This window comes from Treponema sp. OMZ 857, assembly GCF_024181085.1.
Lineage (GTDB): Bacteria > Spirochaetota > Spirochaetia > Treponematales > Treponemataceae > Treponema.
Genome location: NZ_CP051147.1, coordinates 2,641,492 through 2,659,822 on the forward strand (window position 1 = coordinate 2,641,492; position 18,331 = coordinate 2,659,822).

Genomic DNA, 18,331 nt, shown 5'->3' on the forward strand with positions numbered 1-18,331 from the left:
TTATTACACCTGTATAGTTGTAACAATAATACATAGAAAAATTGCAATTACATATAAGATGTTTTTATATCTATTTATACGGATATATTCACCGTATTCAAAATACTCTTTTTTGCTGGTTTTCTCGTATTGCAAATTTAGTCTTTCTAGAGCCGCCCCAAGCGAGTAAGACCTTCGTAAGCCGTATTCTTCGCCATAAAATTCTTTATACCCAATAAAGGCCATAGTTTCTGTATCGCCTTCCAAACGACAAAAATCAATGAAAGCTTTATATTGATTATTCCATGCAACCAAACTCCGAATAAGTATAACAAAAAAGTATACTGCACATAACCCACTAAAAATTTTTAATACAATCATTTTTCTCCCAGCGACGAAAGCCGCGTACTACCGCTACCTTGTTCCTTTATTCTAACTTCCAATCATAACTCCAACATTCCCATTTACAATTATCCTGATGATTCCACAGACAACAAGATGAATCGGATAATAAAAATAAAAGAAATATTTCAGTCTTTTGAAAGCACCTCTTTGTCCGTTATAATTTTTGAGTAAAGGAATTGTTAATACCACGCCCATTTGAATGATTCCGTATATTGGATTGATAAAAACTGCATAAACTATTGCATAAACTGCAATCCACAAAAGCATCATAAGCATTTGTTTTTTGAAATCATCACGATTCGATCCAAAATACAAAATCACCAGAAAAGCAGGACTGGACCAGTCTGACGGAAATGCCAATGCAGCAAGTATAAAAATCAATACAGTTTTCTGCCACTGCTTTAATTTTTCAGAATCAGAAATTGATAAGCCTAGAACTCCGAGAAACAATGGCCATATTATGCTTGTTTGATTGAAGCAGCTTGTTTTAAAAGGTATGAATGGAATTCCAAATGCAAAATTATATGCAAAATGTCCTATTACAGAAAAGATAAAAAGCCTTAAAAGATATTTTTTTAGATTATGTGCATAATGATATCCTTCCGCCGCCATATACCAGAAAATTGGAGCAGCAAGTCTCCCGAGGATATGTAGTAAAATTATCCACCAGTCTGTTTGATAATTCGGATAAAGTACCCACAATACATGATCTAATGTCATGGAAAGCACAGCGATTATTTTTAATTTATTACCTGTCAATTTTTTCCTTTTTTTCAAAGCTACGCTTCTATTATTATAATCGTAAAGACACATACTACCACTACCGTGCTTCGCCCTAAAGTTCACATTTTATTTCAATTTCGATAACGGTTTTGAATTCCTCTTCTTGTCTTCCTTCTATGTTTAGATTACCCTCAATATAAAATTTATATTTCCGCTTTCCTATTTTTTTAACTTCAGTGATGTGTATCCAAGCAGCATAAATCTGTTTATCTGCTAATTCTTTTATACAATCAATTGTTTTTATTTCAGTTCCATCAGAATAATGGTAAAAGGCAATCTTTTTCATCATAGAGTCTGGATCAATTAAAATATTCCCTTCGACATCTTCAAATGGATAGTATGAGTTTACTACTCTGACGATGGAAAGATCTTCGTAGCTTCTGTATTCAAATCTTATTCCTCCTCCAGAAGTACCCCAAACTTTAATCAAGTAATTCTTTGTCCATTTTACATCATCACATGCCCATCCAGGCTCACACTCAGCTATTATTTTCTTTGTTTCCAGATTATATAATGTCATAAGGAAGGCTTTAGCCTTATCAGGTCTATGATAAACAAGCATTTTTTTATTGTCAGGAGAAATGTAGAAATCTTTAATTAGTTCCCAGTTCTTAAAATTTGTAATCTGATTATTGCTTTCATCATATATTTGCTTATTATATGGTTTTCCATCGATTCTAAATTTTATTTCTTGCGCAAAAACCGAAAAAGATATGACAATCAATGTTGAAAATACCAAAAATACTTTTTTCATTTTCTTCCTAAAAAGCAACCCAACGGACAGTCCATCTAACTACCGCCTAACCTGCATTGCCGCAAAGGTAATGATAGGTTGAAGCGGGTGTTATGTGTCAAATCAATTATAATTATAGTCATAATATAATTCAACAATATTCATTAAATTCTCTATCCTTTTTTGATAAATCCATTTACTTATATTCCGGCTTGCTTCTACGCCAAACTGATTTTTAACAAATTCAATCATGCTATTTTTGTAAGACTGCCACAAAAATTCTGTTTTTTTAATATCTGCTAAAGTAATTGTAAACTTCGGACATTCAATTCGACTATCACCCTATATCTTCATCGTTATAAAACAAATCATATTTTTTACAGAATTTCTTTGAATCTAATGCCGGAAGTTCTGCGCATTTAGCAAGAAAATCAAGTGTATCAATAGCATGCTTATTGTTTTCCAAGCCTGTTTTTTTTAAATATTTTTTATAAACGTTTAACGCTTCTTTGGGGTTAGCTCTTCTAAAAGTTTCTGCACGGTAAACAGTTCTATCAAGGAAATAGTCCATTGCTTTCTCGTGTCCATTAACAGCTGCATTCCGTAAATATTTATAGGAAGCTTCCGGAGTATTTATATAGCGGTAAAATAATTCAAAGTCAGCATTAAAATTCCCCTTTTTTGAAAGTATCAAAAACATTTGCAGAGCCTGCTCTTCATTGCCGGACTCGTATACGTCAATGGCCTTTTCAACAGTTATTTGATTTTGCTGTACTGATTGTGAATAGCATGATGCTGCAATTATAACTAAAAATATTATAAAAACTTTCCTTTCCATTTTTTATTCCAAGCGCCCCAGAGGGCGTCAACCTAACATTCGCTTAACCTGCATTTGCGGCTTGACCGCAAAATCCGTTTTGAAGTTTTGTTATGTGATGTTTAAAAATGGACATACCGTTTTCGTCAAATAATATAGATCAATGGAATATACATTACAGCAAATCCTCATATCTCATATGTCCGCCATAAGGATTTTCGTAAACAATTTTACTAATACAATCGCTCTTATCAAAAATAAAGAACATATCTATTCCATTATCGTGATAGTCACCAGAACAGCGGTAACGTCCGTCAGAATTAACGTAAAGGTCATTCCCTAAAATTTTAAAAAGAGCTTCTTTCTTCATTCCGACTTTTATACCATATAGAAGTTCAAAGTACCTTGTATCAATCTCAAATTCTCTGTGATTAAAATATATCTGACCATTATACTTTTCGTATTCTGTTATTATAGAATCAAATCTTTTTATAAGCATATTGATTCTTGCATACTCCAAAGTATACGAATAACTATCTGTCCGTTTGATTGTTATTTCTTTTCTATTACCAAACTCTTTCTGATACACGCATTTAAAACTATCATCTGACTGGTTATATGAGAATAATGTCATATACACTTCTCCGTCTAACGGATGCTGGTATTTTACTTTAAAATCTAATTCTGTAATCCAATATGCATTTATCCAAACATTTTCATTTTCTGAAATACATGCCCAATAATCTAAAATACCATCAACAAATTTACCAGATCCTGAATATGAGTAAATGTTTATAATTGAATTTTTATCTTTTTTCCCACTATTTCAGCATCAAGGCCGGGATATCTTCTTAATCGTACTCCATTATCAATTACCAATCCTTGTCTACTTTGGGCAAATCCGCTGAAACTCAAAAACAAAAAAAGGATAGCTTTTTTCATTTTTTTACCCCTCATTTATTTTCTGCGCCCCAGTGCGGGCGTCCACCTAACATTGTTTTAAACTGCAAACGGGCACAGTCCCGTTTGTCGGCTTTGAAGTGCATGTTATGTGATTATTCTACAATTTTTCTACGGTTATTTGCTGTATAAACTGTTTTTGCCGTTCCATTTAGCAAAAATTACAAGACCATTTCACAAATTATTCTGAAAATCCCAATTCCATACAATCACATAAAATAATTAGGACCAACCTGCTGACAGCAATATCAGCGGAGCACCCAGAAGGATTCCTAAAATATTGAACACTTTTTTCTCGTTCCTTTTGATATTTCCAATCAAGCCAATAATACTGAATACTAAACCGGTCAGAATGACTTCGCACGCAAGTATAAGAAATGTCAATGCCGTACCTCCAAAGGAACCGCTGAGAACAGTTTGTAAAGAAATATTAGAAGGATCTGGATTTCCAACCAGCTTGCTTCCAACGGTACTGATGATTGCACCATTAATAAGCAGAATGTCACCTACTAAAGTTAAAATAAAACCTTTCATAAAAATCTCCATTTTTTTGAAAACTTGTTTGGGATTTTACTTATCAACGATAAGCGCCCAGTGGGCATCCGTCTAACTACCGCTTAACCTGACATTGCCTCAAAGGCAATGTCAGGTTGAAGCGGGTGTTAGATGTTTTCATCTATTTTATTGGCTTTTAAAACTGCATGTATCATATCATCATTTTTATACTGCTCGCCTAATTCTTTTATATTCTCAATAAATTTTTTACTATCTTCAATATATTCATAAAAAGAATACACCTCAATATTTCCTTTTGCATAACAATAAAATATTTCATTATATTTTTTACACAATTTGAAAAATAACTTATAGTTTTTTGTTTTAATTAAATAATATAATAAATGCATTACAGGATGTATAATAGTATCCATTACCATATACCGCCATAATTCAAATGAAAAACCTATTGGCAAATCTTTTCTTTGTAAATCCGCTTCTGTATACAACAGCACAATATTTTTATATTCATTCAGTTCAAAGATTAGTTTCTTCTGTAATTCTATAATATGCCTATTCTTATTTTTTATATAATTTTGTTTATTGAATATATCGATATTACTTATTTCTTGAAAATCTTGGTTATGTACAATAGCGTTTAGTTTATTTTTTGAAAACATAATCCATTCAAAAAGATGCGCAATGACATCTTTATAATTCCAATCATTGTAATTACTGACAAGTCGTTCACTTTTGTAACTACTTATAAAATCAACAATATCTATTTCTATTTTATTGATTTCTGTTATTATTTCTTTAATTGTCATTTTTCTTTTTTTCTGTATCCATGATTTTTATCAGCTGGTTCTTAAATTGAGGAATAATGTTTTTTGCAACATCCCACACAATTTCATAATCAACGGAAAAATAACCATGAATGAGTTTATCTCTCATACCGGCAATATTTCTCCATGGAACTTCTTTATATTTAATGATTATATCATTTGAAATGTTTTTAACGGCTTCTCCAATAATTTCAATACTCCGTGCAAATGCCCGTTGCGTTTTTTCATCTTTTAGAAACGCCTCTTTTGTCATAGTACCTGTTTCAGATTCCAAAAAAATGATTTCATCAAAAATATGATTATACAAATCTTCATTGGATCGATACATATTCAACCTCATTGAGTATTCTCTGACCAATATACGGACTTAAACTTTCTATAGTTAATAAATCTATTTTTGTATTCAAATTATCTTCCAAGTAATAAACTAAATTTATAAAGTTATTATAGTTTTTTTTATTAGCATGAAATTCTACTAATATATCAATATCGCTATTTTTATTTTGTTGATTATGTATATAAGAACCAAAAAGACCTATTTTTTTTACGCCATAGGACTGGAGAATGTTTTTATTATATTCTAAGAAATTAAAAATTTCTTTTTTTTCTTTAGGTTTCATAGCTCTATTATACTTTTTTTTAATATTAAATCTAGCTTTATACCTAAAAATTCAGCTCGTGCAGTAGCACGAGTCCACCTAACATTGTTTTAAACCGCAAACGGGCTCGGTCCCGTTTGTCGGCTTTGAAAACGGTGTTATGTGTTATTTCAAATTATCATAGTGTGACCACATTCTAATAATTTTTACTGTGCCCTCATATTCAATAGTATCTTCTACCATTTTTCCAACATAAACTTGATAGACAAATCTATGCTGAATATTTAATCTTCTGGAAAAAAGACCTGACAGATTTCCTACCAAAGCTTCATATGGTGGTGGATTTTGAAAAGGATATTTCCTAACAATTTCTATCAGTTCTTTGGCTTTACCATCCAGTTTTGCTGATTTCAAATTCTGTATATCCTTTATAGCTTGTTTTTCATATACAATTTTGTACATTTACCACTCTATATCTTTTTCTGAAACACATTCGCTTAATGGAGTTTCAATTCCACTTTTAAGAGAATCATACATTCCTGGAATCGAGTTTAAATATAAAGTCTCCTGAATCGCATTCCAATCATCTTCGCCAATTAATACAGCATTTTTTCCTTTACTATTTGTAAGAGTAATTGGTTCTGAATTAGAATTTACATTTGCAATAAGCTGAAAAAGCTTTGCCCTTGCTTGAGTTACGTTCATCGCATGCATATAACACCTCTATCATTAGTATAATGTACACTATTACGTACGTCAACATGTTTTTTATCTATTCTTTAATGTTAGAAACCGAAGTTTCATTAAAATTCAAAGGAATATATCTTTGATGAAATATAATTTCCACTATCATCGAATTTAATTGATAAATAGGTAAAAGGCATTCCAAGGGTAAAAATAGATCCTTGCTTTAAGAAATATGACAATTCATTATCTTTAGTGTATTCCATTTCAACGGCTGCAGTTCCAAGTAACTCTAAAACTTTTTCCTTATTTAGCCTTTTCTTTTCTAATATTTGAATTAAATCATCAGACATTTCAAATCTATGACTTACTTTATCCCATTTATTTTTATCAAATTTAGGTTTCCTATTTGATATATAAAAGATGCACAATAAGGTAATAAAAAATACAATTACTGATAAAACAATTTTATTCTTTTTTTCCATAATTCAATAGATAATTAAACGCCGCCACTGGCGTTGTACACATAACACCTTTTAGACCTTTCCTCATAATATCATAAAAACTACGCGCTTTCAATCTAAGCTCGCGCCTCTCCAAGCAGCTACATCTTTCTACCATAATATCTGCCGGAACACATCATCAACAGCCAGATTAGGCCTATCTTCACTAAATGATATAACGACAAATCACATTCGGTCGATAGGGCTTTGAACGCCGAGGCCACCGCGGTTGAGGACGTGCGTGTAAATCATAGGGTTGAAACATCGCTGTGAGCAAAAAGCTCTCTAAAATAATTCAATTGGCGGCTTGCTGTTCAAAAAAGCGATGGAAGGCTTCTTGTGCCCGAACCGGCGGCTGCCCCTGCTGCAAAGTTTTACGGTGCCAACTGCCATCCGGCTGCATTTCAAAGGCCTTTACGTTATCCGCAAAGTACACGCTAAAAAAATAATCCAGCAGTAACTGATTCTGCTTATCCAAAACAGGAAACAGCAGCTCTACCCGCCGCTCAAGATTGCGGGGCATCCAGTCCGCGCTGGAAAGATACCATTCAGGATTACCGCCGTTTTCAAAATAGAATATCCGGCTATGCTCCAAATAGCGGTCGATAATACTAACAACGCGGACATTGTCGCTGATGCCCCGCTGCCCGGGAATGAGCATACAGATACCCCGCACGTTTAAATCGATACGGACACCCGCCTGCGAAGCCTTGTATATGGCGGCAATCAGTTCGGGATGCGAAAGGCTATTCATCTTCGCGACGATACGGGCGGGCTTATGCTGCCGTGCAAAGTCGATTTCCCGCTCGATATGTTCCAGCAGAGTACGTTTGAGCGCTTCGGGTGCAGTAATGATATAGTGCGGATTTTCCGGCGTATATTTACCGCATAGACGCAAAAAGATTATCTGCGCATCGGCAATCATCCGCGGATTAACCGTAAACAACGATATGTCCGCATAAAGCCTCGCGGTGGTGTCATTATAATTGCCGGTAGACAGGTGCACATAGCCCTGCTCACCGTGCGCCTCACGCCGCATAATCAACAGAAGTTTTGCGTGAACCTTCAAATGCGGCAGGTCGTACACCACCCGCACGCCGTGCTTTTGCAGCCGTTTTACCCAGCCGAGATTCCGCTCTTCATCAAAGCGCGCTTTTAATTCCACAAATACCGTAACCTGTTTTCCCTGCTTTGCAGCATCCACCAACGCGCGTACAACGGGCGAGCTTTTACTCGTACGGTACAAGGTCATACGGATGGACGTTACGGCAGGGTCTCCTGCGGCATCCGATAAGAGCCTAATAACCGGTTTATATGATTGATACGGCACATGCAGCAGAATATCACCGGCTTTGATACTATCCCACAGCGTACCGTCAGAGGGAAAGGCAGGATGAGCAAAATGCTTCCATTTTTCATTCCTCAGCCGCTTAAACCCGTCTATTTCCGTGATTTTTGCAAAAGAGGAAAGACCGATGGGCGCTTCGCTTAAATAGACATCCTTTTCGTCCAGCTGAAACAGCTCGCTCATCCGTGCAATAAAAGCCGGTGATTCATGCGTACTCGTCATCCGCACGACAAATGAGTATCGGCGTCTGATAAGAACTTCTTCCAACGCTTCGATAAAACCGTCATCGGAGGAATCGTCAACCGTCATACTGGCAGAGCGGTTAATCTTAAAAATTCCCGTTCCGGTAATCCGGCAGCCGGAAAAAAACGCACCGCCGAAATACCGAATCAGCTCATCGATTAGTACAAATTCCACTTTTTTTACCGGCGCTACCCCGCCGTCCGGTGATAAAAAGACAAAACGCGGAACTTCGGGCACCGGTATAATTGCCAGCCGGTCTTGTTTGCCTGCATCATCCGAAAGCAAAAACCCAATATGCAGCCGCACATTGGCGACACTGTCTGCAAGAGCTTGTTCATCATCGGATAGCTGCGGTTTAATAATAGGATAAAGGTGCCGGTAAAAATAATCTTCTAAAAAATGCTGCTGTGCTTTGGAACATTCTTCCGGTTTGCGGTAAATAAGCCCTTGTGTTTTAAGCTGAGGAAGGATTTCGGTATTTAACACCGCTTCTTGAATATCAAACAGCCGCCGTGTTTTCTGAACAATACCCTTTAGCAGTGTTTCCGGCGACAAACCACCCGACTCATCGGAGGGATGTCCGCTTTTGTAAAGCTCCTGCAAACCGGCGACCCGTACCATAAAAAACTCATCAAAGTTTGAAGATACAATGCCGATAAACTTGAGCCGTTCCAAAAGCGGCACCGCAGAGGAGCACGCCTCTGCCAAAACCCGCTCGTTAAAATCGATCCATGAAAGCTCTCGATTAAGATAGTCCATCATAGTGAAGGTCTCGCCAAACCTTACAGGCAGCTCCGCTTACAGTTTATCGATGAGCATCGAACACTTACCGGAAGGTATCGGAAGCGTTTTCTTTTTTTGTCCGAGGATATTGATGGTAAAGTAATAGAGCTTTTCGCTTTCCATGTGGATTTCCCAGCCCCGCTGCGTTTTTGACGACAGGATGGTAACGAGGTTCCGTTTCAAGCTCAAGTTTTCGATTCCCATCACCTCGAGGTTCGGAATAATCCAATCGACGGTTTTCCGCGGGAAGCTGATAGAAAGTCCGATCACATTTTCAATCATCAATGTGATGGTCGAGAGCGCTGCCGAAAAAAGATATTGCTTACGCGGGAAATTTTCATGCCCGGGCCACTGCGCGGGACCTTCTTTTTGCGGCAAATACGCTTCCCACAACGCGCCTTTTTTGCTGTTACCATCGGGAGCAAGTCCGTCAAGCACGTAATAGATATGCCGGATAGCACATTCCCGCGCAAGTTCCCATCGCTCATATTTTTCCAAGCCTTTAATGACGATAAAGTTCAAATGCGGGAATACACTGCCCAGCGCTCCCATACCGCGTTCATTATACGCAGGGTCATCAAGCGACAAACTGGGAATAGGATGATCGGAACCGAATGTTTTGGGATTGAGCAAGTGTGCGGAAAGCTGCTCGGCTTTATCCTCATTAGGAATTTCAGCAAGCAGAGGCCAAAAACCGGCGATTGTCTTCTGCGGTAATTGCCGTTCATCCGCATCGATATCGTGATAAAAACCCGTTTCGGCATTCCACATAAGGGCATTGATACGGGTTTTCAGGGTAAAATAAACCCGCTTATATTGAAAACTCAATTCCTTGTCGTTAAGGATATCGCCCAACACCGACATATACAGCGCATTAACCGCAACCGCCGCATTAAAATCCACCAGATACGCAGCTTTCTCACGCGGGGTATTGTACATCTCTACGGCTGCGAGCGGTACGGTATACAACCCGTTCGGCTGCTTAAAAGAGGTATCCAGCCACTTCATGTAGCGGGTTAATACCGGCATAACATCCTTCACCCGTTTTTTATTCGCCGTCTTGTGGAACATATTGTATTCCGCCCATGCAAAAAGCGGCATACCGACACCTTCGGGATTATCGCTTGAAAATACCGGCTCACCGGTTTCCACATTATACTTAGATCGAATTGCGCCGGACTCTTCCTGATGGGCATAAAAAAAGTCTAAACCTTGATTCGCATTATAGTTCCTGTTCGAGTAAACAAAAAAGAACGATGAAAAGATGGTTTCAGACTGGTTTAAAAACCATCCGTTGTTATCGGGATAGAGAAAGAAACTTTCGGTTGCTCCTTTTTCCGTTTTTATATTGAATAAAAAATCCTGAATGAACGACCATGTCCTATCATAAATATCAACAAAATCCTGATCATAAAAATGAACTTTTGGAAAATCGCGTTTGTTCACCACTGCTCCTCAACAATTCACCGCTTTTATTCGTATTCTTTTTGCACAGTTTTAACTGTAACCGTTTAAATAGTGCCGTCCTGTTAAACACTGAGAAAAATCATAAAAATAATTAAGCGAATCTTTCGCGTATATAGTATATCATATTTTTTCGCATAGTTGTATAATTTTTTCAGTTTTTTGTATATTCTGATGAGGATCTTTTAAACTCATCAATTTTTTAGAGATATCTGATTTCATTCCAGTGTTGCAGGAGGAACGCTTGTACCAATCATTTGTTTTTCTTGAAATCCGCATTTTAATCTTATCGGATGAAAAAGCGTTTTGCTCATGCAAAGCAGGCTCCGCTGCCGGAAGTTGCCCTATTTGTACACGCACACCGGGATATCCGCCGCTTTTAAAAGAACGCATTGCCCGCGATGCATACCGGCTTGCTCAAAGCCTCGGCTGTACACTTATCCAAAAAGCTCAATATGAATACCCTTCGGGTATGCCCGCCCTTCCGCCCGAATATCAGCTCTGCGGCGCTTCGGTAAAAATTGCGGAAAAAGGCGTGCTCGATATCGAATTTCACAAACACAAAAAGCAGATTGATATTTTGGAAATACGCATCGAAGAAGATGCGGGACGCCTTATGCATGCCGACGGCAAGGCTTTTATGGATTATAGTTCTGCCGGAATGCCGAGCATTAGGATACGCACCGGTAACAATCTTGAATTAGGTGAAGAAGCGGAGATGTTTTTAACCGAACTGAATAACCGGCTGCGATACATCGGACTCCTCACCGATTCCGACAGCAGTCATAAAATCCGCTGCAATGCCTATGTTGCTTCTACCGAATTTCCCAATCCGCCGCAGCACTACGTAAAACTGAGGAACCTTAACTCTTTTAACTTTGTACGGAAGGCGGTAAACGAAGATTTACGGCGGCAGGAAGATATGCTCAAACAGGGGAAGGAGCCGATTTCAGAAAGCCGGTTGTGGAATGCCCGCATGGAGCGTACCGAACCGTATAAAACACGGGATTTTATCGATTACGTTAAAACAAAACCGGTAGAAGAGCAGGCTTTTTACACCGCGCCGGATACGCTGCTGCAAGAGGTATTGCAGACTGCCCCGGAAAATCAACAATCACGGAAGCTGCGCTATATTCAATCCTTCGGCCTGTCCATCCCGATTGTACGGGCGCTGTGTACCGAGGCGCGGCTTGCGAATTTTTTTGAAGCGGTGCTGCAATTCGGAATTGAGCCGAAAATCGCCGCAAACGGCATCCTTGAAGATATTCTCCCACTGCTGAAGCGTGCCGGCAAAACAATCGATTGCCTTGTTTTACAGCCTGAATACTTTGCCCGTATTTTGCGGCTTGCGCAGGAAGGAACGATTAACCATCCGATTAGCCGCACGCTGCTACAAAAGATTATCATAGACGGCGCTGACCCCGCAGCCCTGCTTGCTCAAGATGAATGGATAAAGATATCGGACGAAACAACGCTGAGGACTCTCGTGCAAGAGATGCTTAGCAAACATCCGAAAGAAGCGGAACTGCTCAAAACCGGTTCGATGAAATACCTTGAAATCTTGTGCGGCGCGGTGATGAAGCGGACAAAAGGGTTTGCCGACCAGCAATTGGTAAAACAACTCATTAAAGAAGAATTGAATATCCGCATTATCTATGTGCTTTCGATGGGCGGCGCAATTTCGGCTACCATACAAAACGGACAGGTGAAAGCGGGAAATACCAAAATTTTGTCCGAGCTTTTGGATACCGATATTGCAAAACGGCATATCCGTATCGAACCGAGTATTTCCGACGGGCTTTTTAGCGAAGAGTTGGAACCCGCGGATTGGGCGCAGCTTATTCACGCAATCTGCGAAAAGATCACTTCGGGTACGGCAAACGGCATCGTCATAACACATGGAACCGATACCCTCGTCTATACTGCGCCGCTGATATACTGGCTTTTTGCCGACACACCGGTTTCCATCGTATTGACCGCATCCGGTACCGCCCCTTCGGAATCTGAAGAAGCGCGGCGCAACTTCAACGCGGCAATCAAACTTGCGTGGGAGAAAGAAAACGGCGTCTATGTTTCTTTTAACGGTAAGGTGCTTTCGCCGCTCAATCTCAAGTTCGTCGATTCAGGCGATATCGGCTTTGTAAACTGGAATATGCAAGCGCCGCTCTTTAGAGGTGAAGGCCTGCTTTCGGATTATGAGGAAAGCGATAGCCTTGTTTTTGAAAGCTTATTGAGCGAAGCTGCCGACAATATGTTTTTGATTAAAACCTATCCCGGCATTAGAAGCGACCGGCTCATTCCGTTGCAAAAAGATATACGCACATTCTTCTTAGAGCTGTATGAAAACGGTACGGCAAATATGAAAGACAGTTCGTATTCTATAAAGGAATTTCTTAAACGCGGCAAAAAACGGCAATGCAGGTTTTACTGTACTTCCCAACAGGAAGAAGTCATCGATTTTTCCAGCTATGCCAGCGCACGGAATTTATGGAAGGAAGGAGCCGTACCGATGGGGATGCTCACAACCGAAACAGCCATTGCACTGTACTATGCAGCGTCTCTCGTGTGCGACACCCAAGAAGAACTCGATCGCATTATGGAAACGGCAGCACTCTTAAACGAAAGATAAAAAGGAAAATTACGTGAAGCAACTGATTATCACCAACAACCCTCAAATTGCAGAATATATCGAACGCAACCACGGAGATTCGAATAACAGCACCGAAGCCAAGGATATTAAATTGATCTTCTGTGCCACCCGTGAGGAGCTGTATATACAAGTGCGCGACTATATTCACCGGAACTGGAAGCTGCAAAATCATGCAATGTATGGAAATATTCAGCTGCACAAGCAGCCGTACCGCAGTATGGTGTTAACGGAAGGAACCGAACTGGACACCCGATCTTTGCAGTTATGGGAGCAGGCTATGGAGCGGGTAAACCGCACTAATCCGCCGACTTATTCGGAGAAAGTACTGAAAGATTTTCAAGCACTTGATTTTTCTTTATTTCACAGTATAGTATCACCCACTTAAAAATACATCAGCATTGAACATCTTGCTACATCATCCTCATTATTCATTCATAGGGAGAACACATGAATAGAAATATTGAACGTCTTCAAAGTATTGCGTATACAGCGCAAACAACTCCCACGGAACTGACGAGTGAAGATATTGCATTCGTTACCAAAAGTATTAAAAGCAGCAATGAAAAAGAAGTCGCGCAAGCTTACGAGACTTTAGGCCGCATAGGAAATCATATCCCTGAAAAAATTACACATTTGATAGACGGTGCTTTTACAGCATTAAAAGACAGAAATTGGGAAATTCGGGAACAGGCTGTTTTGGCGATCGGCCGCACGGGGAGGGCGGATATCAATACGGTCAAAAGCAGGTTGGATAAGATTATTCAGCTACACTGCGACCCCATCCCCAAAGTACGGGCGGCCATGCTGGATGCGTGTCAAAGTATTGCTCATGCTAAGGCAGCCGTTTTTAAACCGTACATCGGCTTATTCGAACGTATGCTGGACGATCCTGACAAGCAAGGGGTTCGCGAGCATGCTCCGGACATATTCCGCGTAATCGGGAAGTACGAACCGGAAATGGTTGAACGTTCGTTGGTATTGCTAAAGGAAAAGCTGCGCGATCCTTCCCCTGCAACACAAGCTCACGCCGTCGAAGCCATACGCACAATCGAAACATTTTTGCGCAGGACACCGACGGTGTAAAGCATTCATAAGGGCATTGTTAAAAAAATCTAGCCAAGTTTTTAGAGATGCCCATTAGTTATTGGGGAGATTCACATCGAAGATAATCCCCACACGCTTAAAGACTATCTTGTCCAGCTTACTTTTATCGATTGTACGTTTTTGATAAAATGTTTTTAAATCACCGACTGTATAGTTATGAGCGGTCTTCCATTGTGCAATCAACATGATCGTCAGCTGATCGATCGGTTTAAAGCTGATGATTGGTCCGAATACGACATTATAACGATCTTCACCCCATATACTTTTATCGGCACCGGTAGGAACTTTAAAAAAAGTTTTCTCCGTTTCCAGTCTAAAGGCAATCATATTCATCGGTAGGGGCATTTGATAGCCAAGCACGTATGAAGCACAATAGGTCAAGCCGTTTCTGTTTTCGCCGTCATCATTCTGAAACACCCATGATGTAAGAGGGTCAACACCTGTAACACCCCTATATAAAAAGTACTGATCAACCCTCGCGATTATATGAGTCCAATCAGTCGGGATAATTGCGCCCAAATCAAATTGCAAAGCACCGCCGAAATTTGCAGTGTAAAATGCGTTTTTAAAGTTAATAGGAACTTTGTGCGTTGTGCCGGAAACATCCTGATTTAAGGCAAGGCCGTGCCATCCTGCAAGTGTCCACCCGGATCCAATACTGGCACCTCCATATACTTCCAAAAAGGCGAGCGGAGTCCAGACCACATCAAACTTTCCTTCGACGGTAACCGGCGTAAGTTCCGCCCCTAGTTTAAATTTAATATTATTACCACGCATAAACGGATTATCAAAGTTCAAAACCGGAACTTTAATAACTTCTGTCACATTCAGCTTGCCGGCCCAAGGATAGGTAATAGCCAGATTGATATTTGTCGAATATTTTACCTTTGACTTTTCCTCTGCCCCTTCTTCCTGTGCAGAAAGCGTACTGAGAATCAGCAGGGCACCAATCACCGATGCAATCAGTTTCTTCATAAAACACTCCTTAGACTGCTCGTTTTTTTCACGACAACGTAATATAAAAACAACATTGCATAAAAACGGCACACTATCAAGCCTACACGGATGCTGCTTTTTATGCAAGACCTGCCCAGCCCCCATCCAGGGATTCCGCATTATAACGAGAGCAATACTCTATCAAGGCAATCTTCTCGTTTGTTGCACAGATGTTGCTTATGGAGAAGCGGCATTTTCTTTGTGCTTATGATATCCGAGAAGTCAACCTGTTTGAGAATATTCAAGACAATTTTTCGTAAGACGCTTAAGTTTGCTGCCGCATTGTCTTTCCGTACAAGACAATAATCCTCATCGAGAATCGCATCGAGAACCCAATGCAGGTTATTTTCTATCCCCCAATGAGCCCTCATCGCAAATGCGGCCTTGTGCACATCTGTCAGTGAGGTCAAGAAATATCTTTGTTCAACGGATTTCTTCCCAGTCTTCTTTACCGTTCTTTCGCACACGAGCATTCCAACTCCATTGAGATTCTTCCATTCATCTTTTCTGAAAGCCAATCAATATTCCCGCAAAGATAACAGGTGCGTTTTCAATTCGCCCGTGTCCAATTTCAATGGTATATTCTCCTCGCTGAATATGGTAACACTGACAATACGCACCATCACAAGGGTGCTCAAAGAACTCTTTTACATCCCGGTGTATCGATTGCTGATTTCCTTTCAGAGAAATAACATACTCCGCTTCCTTTTCTGCTATTTTCTCAACGATTTTTTTCTGACAGCCCATCGCATCTATAGTAATAATCATGCCTTTTAAGTCTAACAGATCCAGAAGTTCAGGAATGGCGGTAATTTCATTTGATTTTTCTTCTGTTTTCACCTGCCCGAAGCACACACCCAGAGAATGCGCCCAAGCCGAAACAACATGAGCAGCTTTATGCGGTTTTATTTTCGCCTGTCGATACATATTCAGAGCGCCGGATAGTTTTCCATCAATCGCGACCACTTCATTTTCTGCAATATGCTTGCCAAATGTCTCTCGTGCATATTCTATGAATACTTTTCAAGCTGCTTTGCATCAATCCTTGCAAGCACTCGCAGAATCGTATCGCTGCTGGGGATGCCATTTTCCAGTTTCAGATATTTTTTGAGGGTTTGCTCGCTTAATGTCGCATAAAACTGTATTTGTTCTATACTTTTATAGCCGCACAATACTCCCATAAACACAAGCATTAATATATCGATGAGATTGTGTTTCTTGCATCTGTCGATTCTTTCGTCTTTAATGTTTTCAAATGCTTCTTGTAATGTCATTGTTCCACTCCAAGAACATTTTACCATTATTTATACCATGGGGGCTACTATTTTTTTTGACACGATTTATAATGCGGAATCCCTGAGCCCCCATCCCCCAAAGTATATTCCTGTGTTGTCTTTTCTTTTATTTATGCTATAGTATTTAAAGAACCGGATAAGGTACAAGGAGATTTTTTATGACACCTGCCGAACACGTTTACAAAGCATTGCAAGATATGGGTATCAGTTACGAAGTTGTCGAACACCCGCCGGCTTTAACTACAGAAGAAGCAGACAAATACATTGAAGGCAAAGAAGGGTGCCGGACAAAAACGCTCTTTTTGCGAAACAGAAATAAAAAACAGTGCATTCTACTCATTATGGACGAAATGAAACGGCTTGATATGAAAAAGTGTGCGGAAATGCTCGAAGAAAAAGAATTTAAATTTGCTTCAGCAGAATTATTGGCAGAAAAGCTCGGTCTCGCAGCAGGAGTTGTGTCGCCGTTTGGCCTATTAAACAACACCGCACACGATGTCCCCGTATACTTTGATAAATCAATGCTTGACGAATATCGCATTTTAACCTTTCATCCGAATGAAAATACAGCGACGGTTTTTATCGATTCCGGCGACCTGCAGCGTTTTATCAAAAACACGGGACACGAGTATTTTATCATTAATGCATAAGACTTCTAAAAACAGCTTGATGCGTTTACCCGATGTAGACATCAGGCATATTGGTAAGTTATGTAAGCGGCAAGCGATCGATCTGCAAAACGGCATTTTTTGAGCGTGCATAGCTTTGCAGCCATCGTTTTACGGGAATAGTCCAATCATTTTCATGGGCACCCTCTAAAAGGAGGCGTTCAAACATAAAGTGAATGTGTGACCTCACTTCTTGTTTGACCTGCTCAGAAAGTGTCTTGTCGTCGGCAAACAAACTGTTGATAATATCGACTCCTGCGCTTATCGTAAATCGGCCTTTCAGCACATACAGCATCATATACATTGCCGCAGGAATGCAATTTACACTGTGCTGCTTGATATACAATACACTTTCAATAATATGCCGCGCTCCTTCTTGTAATTCTTCCGTATAGAATTCCCGCTCTTCTTGTGTAAAATCCTCCTGTTTAAACACTTCGGCATAATAAACCGATGCAAGAACAACGATAGAAACGTGCAGACTTGGCACGCACAACAAATGAGGGTCTAAGGCATGAATTATTTTGAATGCCTTATCCGCTTTATAATCAGGGCGGTTTGTTGTCGTCATGCAAAAGCGGTATATCTTTGCAGCCCCTGAATATGCTTGTTCGATAATCGAAAGATATTCGGTGCAATACGGCAGCGCTTTTTTTATTCCAATCCGACGGAACAAAAAGGTCATCGGCCGGATCCAAAAATTCGTAAAATTCAAATAAATTTGTACTTTGTCGGGTGTAAAAGGAATTAATTCATCGAGAGAGTGGGATACGTCCAAAATGGGAATCGTTTTAAAGTGCCATTTTACCGAAAACTGTAGCCAAAAAAAATCGCGTATAACGGTACGTAAAAAACGGAAGAGTACTTTTGCACTTTTGATCCGGAAAGGAATAATCAAATACGGAAGGAACACGCCGTAAGAGTTAATTGTCCGCAGAGAGGATGCTTTTCCACTGACAGTACTTTTTATCATCAGT

The 18,331-nt window shown here is 39.6% G+C and carries 24 protein-coding genes; 4 read left to right on the top strand and 20 right to left on the bottom strand.

What is annotated here, in order from left to right:
* Window positions 1-3: 3 nt before the first annotated feature.
* The 15 genes from E4N66_RS11900 to E4N66_RS11970 form a co-directional block, all read right to left on the bottom strand.
* Window positions 4-360, bottom strand: coding sequence for a hypothetical protein (locus E4N66_RS11900; RefSeq protein ID WP_253728193.1), 357 nt, complete (start codon window positions 358-360; stop codon window positions 4-6).
* Window positions 361-411: 51 nt separating this feature from the next.
* Complete coding sequence (locus tag E4N66_RS11905; RefSeq protein WP_253728195.1) at window positions 412-1,161, bottom strand: TraX family protein; 750 nt, start codon at window positions 1,159-1,161, stop codon at window positions 412-414.
* Between the two features lie 58 nt (window positions 1,162-1,219).
* Window positions 1,220-1,921, bottom strand: coding sequence for a hypothetical protein (locus E4N66_RS11910; RefSeq protein ID WP_253728197.1), 702 nt, complete (start codon window positions 1,919-1,921; stop codon window positions 1,220-1,222).
* Window positions 1,922-2,237: 316 nt separating this feature from the next.
* Entirely contained in the window at window positions 2,238-2,738 is a 501-nt protein-coding gene (locus E4N66_RS11915; protein ID WP_253673556.1) for a hypothetical protein, read from the bottom strand.
* A gap of 154 nt (window positions 2,739-2,892) precedes the next feature.
* Entirely contained in the window at window positions 2,893-3,351 is a 459-nt protein-coding gene (locus tag E4N66_RS11920) for a hypothetical protein (RefSeq protein WP_253673555.1), read from the bottom strand.
* Window positions 3,352-3,509: 158 nt separating this feature from the next.
* Entirely contained in the window at window positions 3,510-3,659 is a 150-nt protein-coding gene (locus E4N66_RS11925) for a hypothetical protein (RefSeq protein WP_253728198.1), read from the bottom strand.
* A gap of 240 nt (window positions 3,660-3,899) precedes the next feature.
* Window positions 3,900-4,211: a hypothetical protein gene (locus E4N66_RS11930; protein ID WP_253728199.1), complete on the bottom strand. Its 312-nt coding sequence runs from the start codon at window positions 4,209-4,211 to the stop codon at window positions 3,900-3,902.
* A 128-nt stretch (window positions 4,212-4,339) separates the two neighbouring features.
* On the bottom strand, window positions 4,340-4,999 hold the full coding sequence (locus E4N66_RS11935; RefSeq protein WP_253673549.1) for a hypothetical protein: 660 nt from the start codon (window positions 4,997-4,999) through the stop codon (window positions 4,340-4,342).
* Complete coding sequence (locus E4N66_RS11940; RefSeq protein WP_253673547.1) at window positions 4,989-5,345, bottom strand: HepT-like ribonuclease domain-containing protein; 357 nt, start codon at window positions 5,343-5,345, stop codon at window positions 4,989-4,991. The genes E4N66_RS11935 and E4N66_RS11940 overlap by 11 nt, the downstream gene beginning before the upstream one ends.
* Window positions 5,329-5,637, bottom strand: coding sequence for a nucleotidyltransferase family protein (locus tag E4N66_RS11945; protein WP_010697523.1), 309 nt, complete (start codon window positions 5,635-5,637; stop codon window positions 5,329-5,331). The genes E4N66_RS11940 and E4N66_RS11945 overlap by 17 nt, the downstream gene beginning before the upstream one ends.
* A gap of 144 nt (window positions 5,638-5,781) precedes the next feature.
* Window positions 5,782-6,078, bottom strand: coding sequence for a Txe/YoeB family addiction module toxin (locus E4N66_RS11950; protein WP_253728201.1), 297 nt, complete (start codon window positions 6,076-6,078; stop codon window positions 5,782-5,784).
* Window positions 6,079-6,330, bottom strand: coding sequence for a type II toxin-antitoxin system Phd/YefM family antitoxin (locus E4N66_RS11955; protein WP_253728203.1), 252 nt, complete (start codon window positions 6,328-6,330; stop codon window positions 6,079-6,081).
* Window positions 6,331-6,419: 89 nt separating this feature from the next.
* Window positions 6,420-6,785, bottom strand: coding sequence for a hypothetical protein (locus E4N66_RS11960; RefSeq protein WP_253728204.1), 366 nt, complete (start codon window positions 6,783-6,785; stop codon window positions 6,420-6,422).
* A gap of 313 nt (window positions 6,786-7,098) precedes the next feature.
* The gene (ppk1, locus tag E4N66_RS11965) at window positions 7,099-9,156 is read right to left on the bottom strand and encodes a polyphosphate kinase 1 (protein WP_253728205.1); all 2,058 of its coding nucleotides are present in this window, start codon (window positions 9,154-9,156) and stop codon (window positions 7,099-7,101) included.
* A gap of 36 nt (window positions 9,157-9,192) precedes the next feature.
* Window positions 9,193-10,623, bottom strand: a complete 1,431-nt coding sequence (locus tag E4N66_RS11970; protein ID WP_253728206.1) for an MGH1-like glycoside hydrolase domain-containing protein — start codon at window positions 10,621-10,623, stop codon at window positions 9,193-9,195.
* Window positions 10,624-10,885: 262 nt separating this feature from the next.
* Here E4N66_RS11970 and E4N66_RS11975 point away from each other — a divergent pair, with 262 nt between their 5' ends.
* The 3 genes from E4N66_RS11975 (at window position 10,886) to E4N66_RS11985 (ending at window position 14,374) form a co-directional block, all read left to right on the top strand.
* On the top strand, window positions 10,886-13,270 hold the full coding sequence (locus E4N66_RS11975; protein WP_253728207.1) for an asparaginase domain-containing protein: 2,385 nt from the start codon (window positions 10,886-10,888) through the stop codon (window positions 13,268-13,270).
* Window positions 13,271-13,283: 13 nt separating this feature from the next.
* Complete coding sequence (locus tag E4N66_RS11980) at window positions 13,284-13,676, top strand: GrdX family protein (RefSeq protein ID WP_253728208.1); 393 nt, start codon at window positions 13,284-13,286, stop codon at window positions 13,674-13,676.
* 62 nt (window positions 13,677-13,738) lie between these two features.
* Entirely contained in the window at window positions 13,739-14,374 is a 636-nt protein-coding gene (locus E4N66_RS11985; RefSeq protein ID WP_253728210.1) for a HEAT repeat domain-containing protein, read from the top strand.
* 54 nt (window positions 14,375-14,428) lie between these two features.
* On the opposite strand, the gene E4N66_RS11990 is transcribed toward E4N66_RS11985, so the two are convergent.
* The 4 genes from E4N66_RS11990 to E4N66_RS12005 form a co-directional block, all read right to left on the bottom strand.
* Window positions 14,429-15,370: a hypothetical protein gene (locus E4N66_RS11990; RefSeq protein WP_253673530.1), complete on the bottom strand. Its 942-nt coding sequence runs from the start codon at window positions 15,368-15,370 to the stop codon at window positions 14,429-14,431.
* Between the two features lie 140 nt (window positions 15,371-15,510).
* Window positions 15,511-15,909 carry an ISAs1 family transposase gene (locus E4N66_RS11995; protein WP_253728211.1) on the bottom strand — a complete coding sequence of 133 codons (399 nt, stop codon included), beginning with the start codon at window positions 15,907-15,909 and terminating at the stop codon, window positions 15,511-15,513.
* Window positions 15,890-16,357, bottom strand: coding sequence for an ISAs1 family transposase (locus E4N66_RS12000; RefSeq protein WP_253728213.1), 468 nt, complete (start codon window positions 16,355-16,357; stop codon window positions 15,890-15,892). The genes E4N66_RS11995 and E4N66_RS12000 overlap by 20 nt, the downstream gene beginning before the upstream one ends.
* Window positions 16,358-16,401: 44 nt before the next feature.
* Window positions 16,402-16,665 (bottom strand): transposase family protein, encoded by a 264-nt coding sequence (locus tag E4N66_RS12005; RefSeq protein ID WP_253728214.1) that lies wholly within the window; start codon window positions 16,663-16,665, stop codon window positions 16,402-16,404.
* 179 nt (window positions 16,666-16,844) lie between these two features.
* On the opposite strand from E4N66_RS12005, the gene E4N66_RS12010 reads away from it, so the two are divergent.
* The gene (locus tag E4N66_RS12010) at window positions 16,845-17,336 is read left to right on the top strand and encodes a prolyl-tRNA synthetase associated domain-containing protein (RefSeq protein WP_253728215.1); all 492 of its coding nucleotides are present in this window, start codon (window positions 16,845-16,847) and stop codon (window positions 17,334-17,336) included.
* A gap of 58 nt (window positions 17,337-17,394) precedes the next feature.
* On the opposite strand, the gene E4N66_RS12015 is transcribed toward E4N66_RS12010, so the two are convergent.
* Window positions 17,395-18,327 carry a hypothetical protein gene (locus tag E4N66_RS12015; RefSeq protein WP_044017019.1) on the bottom strand — a complete coding sequence of 311 codons (933 nt, stop codon included), beginning with the start codon at window positions 18,325-18,327 and terminating at the stop codon, window positions 17,395-17,397.
* Window positions 18,328-18,331 lie beyond the last annotated feature (4 nt).

What these genes read in the sequence shown, in the direction of transcription:
- E4N66_RS11900 (WP_253728193.1), bottom strand. Translation starts at nt 360, where the DNA reads ATGATTGTATTAAAAATTTTTAGTGGGTTATGTGCAGTATACTTTTTT.
- E4N66_RS11910 (WP_253728197.1), bottom strand. Translation starts at nt 1,921, where the DNA reads ATGAAAAAAGTATTTTTGGTATTTTCAACATTGATTGTCATATCTTTT.
- E4N66_RS11915 (WP_253673556.1), bottom strand. Translation starts at nt 2,738, where the DNA reads ATGGAAAGGAAAGTTTTTATAATATTTTTAGTTATAATTGCAGCATCA.
- E4N66_RS11920 (WP_253673555.1), bottom strand. Translation starts at nt 3,351, where the DNA reads ATGACATTATTCTCATATAACCAGTCAGATGATAGTTTTAAATGCGTG.
- E4N66_RS11925 (WP_253728198.1), bottom strand. Translation starts at nt 3,659, where the DNA reads ATGAAAAAAGCTATCCTTTTTTTGTTTTTGAGTTTCAGCGGATTTGCC.
- E4N66_RS11930 (WP_253728199.1), bottom strand. Translation starts at nt 4,211, where the DNA reads ATGAAAGGTTTTATTTTAACTTTAGTAGGTGACATTCTGCTTATTAAT.
- E4N66_RS11935 (WP_253673549.1), bottom strand. Translation starts at nt 4,999, where the DNA reads ATGACAATTAAAGAAATAATAACAGAAATCAATAAAATAGAAATAGAT.
- E4N66_RS11940 (WP_253673547.1), bottom strand. Translation starts at nt 5,345, where the DNA reads ATGTATCGATCCAATGAAGATTTGTATAATCATATTTTTGATGAAATC.
- E4N66_RS11945 (WP_010697523.1), bottom strand. Translation starts at nt 5,637, where the DNA reads ATGAAACCTAAAGAAAAAAAAGAAATTTTTAATTTCTTAGAATATAAT.
- E4N66_RS11950 (WP_253728201.1), bottom strand. Translation starts at nt 6,078, where the DNA reads ATGTACAAAATTGTATATGAAAAACAAGCTATAAAGGATATACAGAAT.
- E4N66_RS11955 (WP_253728203.1), bottom strand. Translation starts at nt 6,330, where the DNA reads ATGCATGCGATGAACGTAACTCAAGCAAGGGCAAAGCTTTTTCAGCTT.
- E4N66_RS11960 (WP_253728204.1), bottom strand. Translation starts at nt 6,785, where the DNA reads ATGGAAAAAAAGAATAAAATTGTTTTATCAGTAATTGTATTTTTTATT.
- ppk1 (WP_253728205.1), bottom strand. Translation starts at nt 9,156, where the DNA reads ATGATGGACTATCTTAATCGAGAGCTTTCATGGATCGATTTTAACGAG.
- E4N66_RS11985 (WP_253728210.1), top strand. Translation starts at nt 13,739, where the DNA reads ATGAATAGAAATATTGAACGTCTTCAAAGTATTGCGTATACAGCGCAA.
- E4N66_RS11990 (WP_253673530.1), bottom strand. Translation starts at nt 15,370, where the DNA reads ATGAAGAAACTGATTGCATCGGTGATTGGTGCCCTGCTGATTCTCAGT.
- E4N66_RS12005 (WP_253728214.1), bottom strand. Translation starts at nt 16,665, where the DNA reads ATGACATTACAAGAAGCATTTGAAAACATTAAAGACGAAAGAATCGAC.
- E4N66_RS12010 (WP_253728215.1), top strand. Translation starts at nt 16,845, where the DNA reads ATGACACCTGCCGAACACGTTTACAAAGCATTGCAAGATATGGGTATC.
- E4N66_RS12015 (WP_044017019.1), bottom strand. Translation starts at nt 18,327, where the DNA reads ATGATAAAAAGTACTGTCAGTGGAAAAGCATCCTCTCTGCGGACAATT.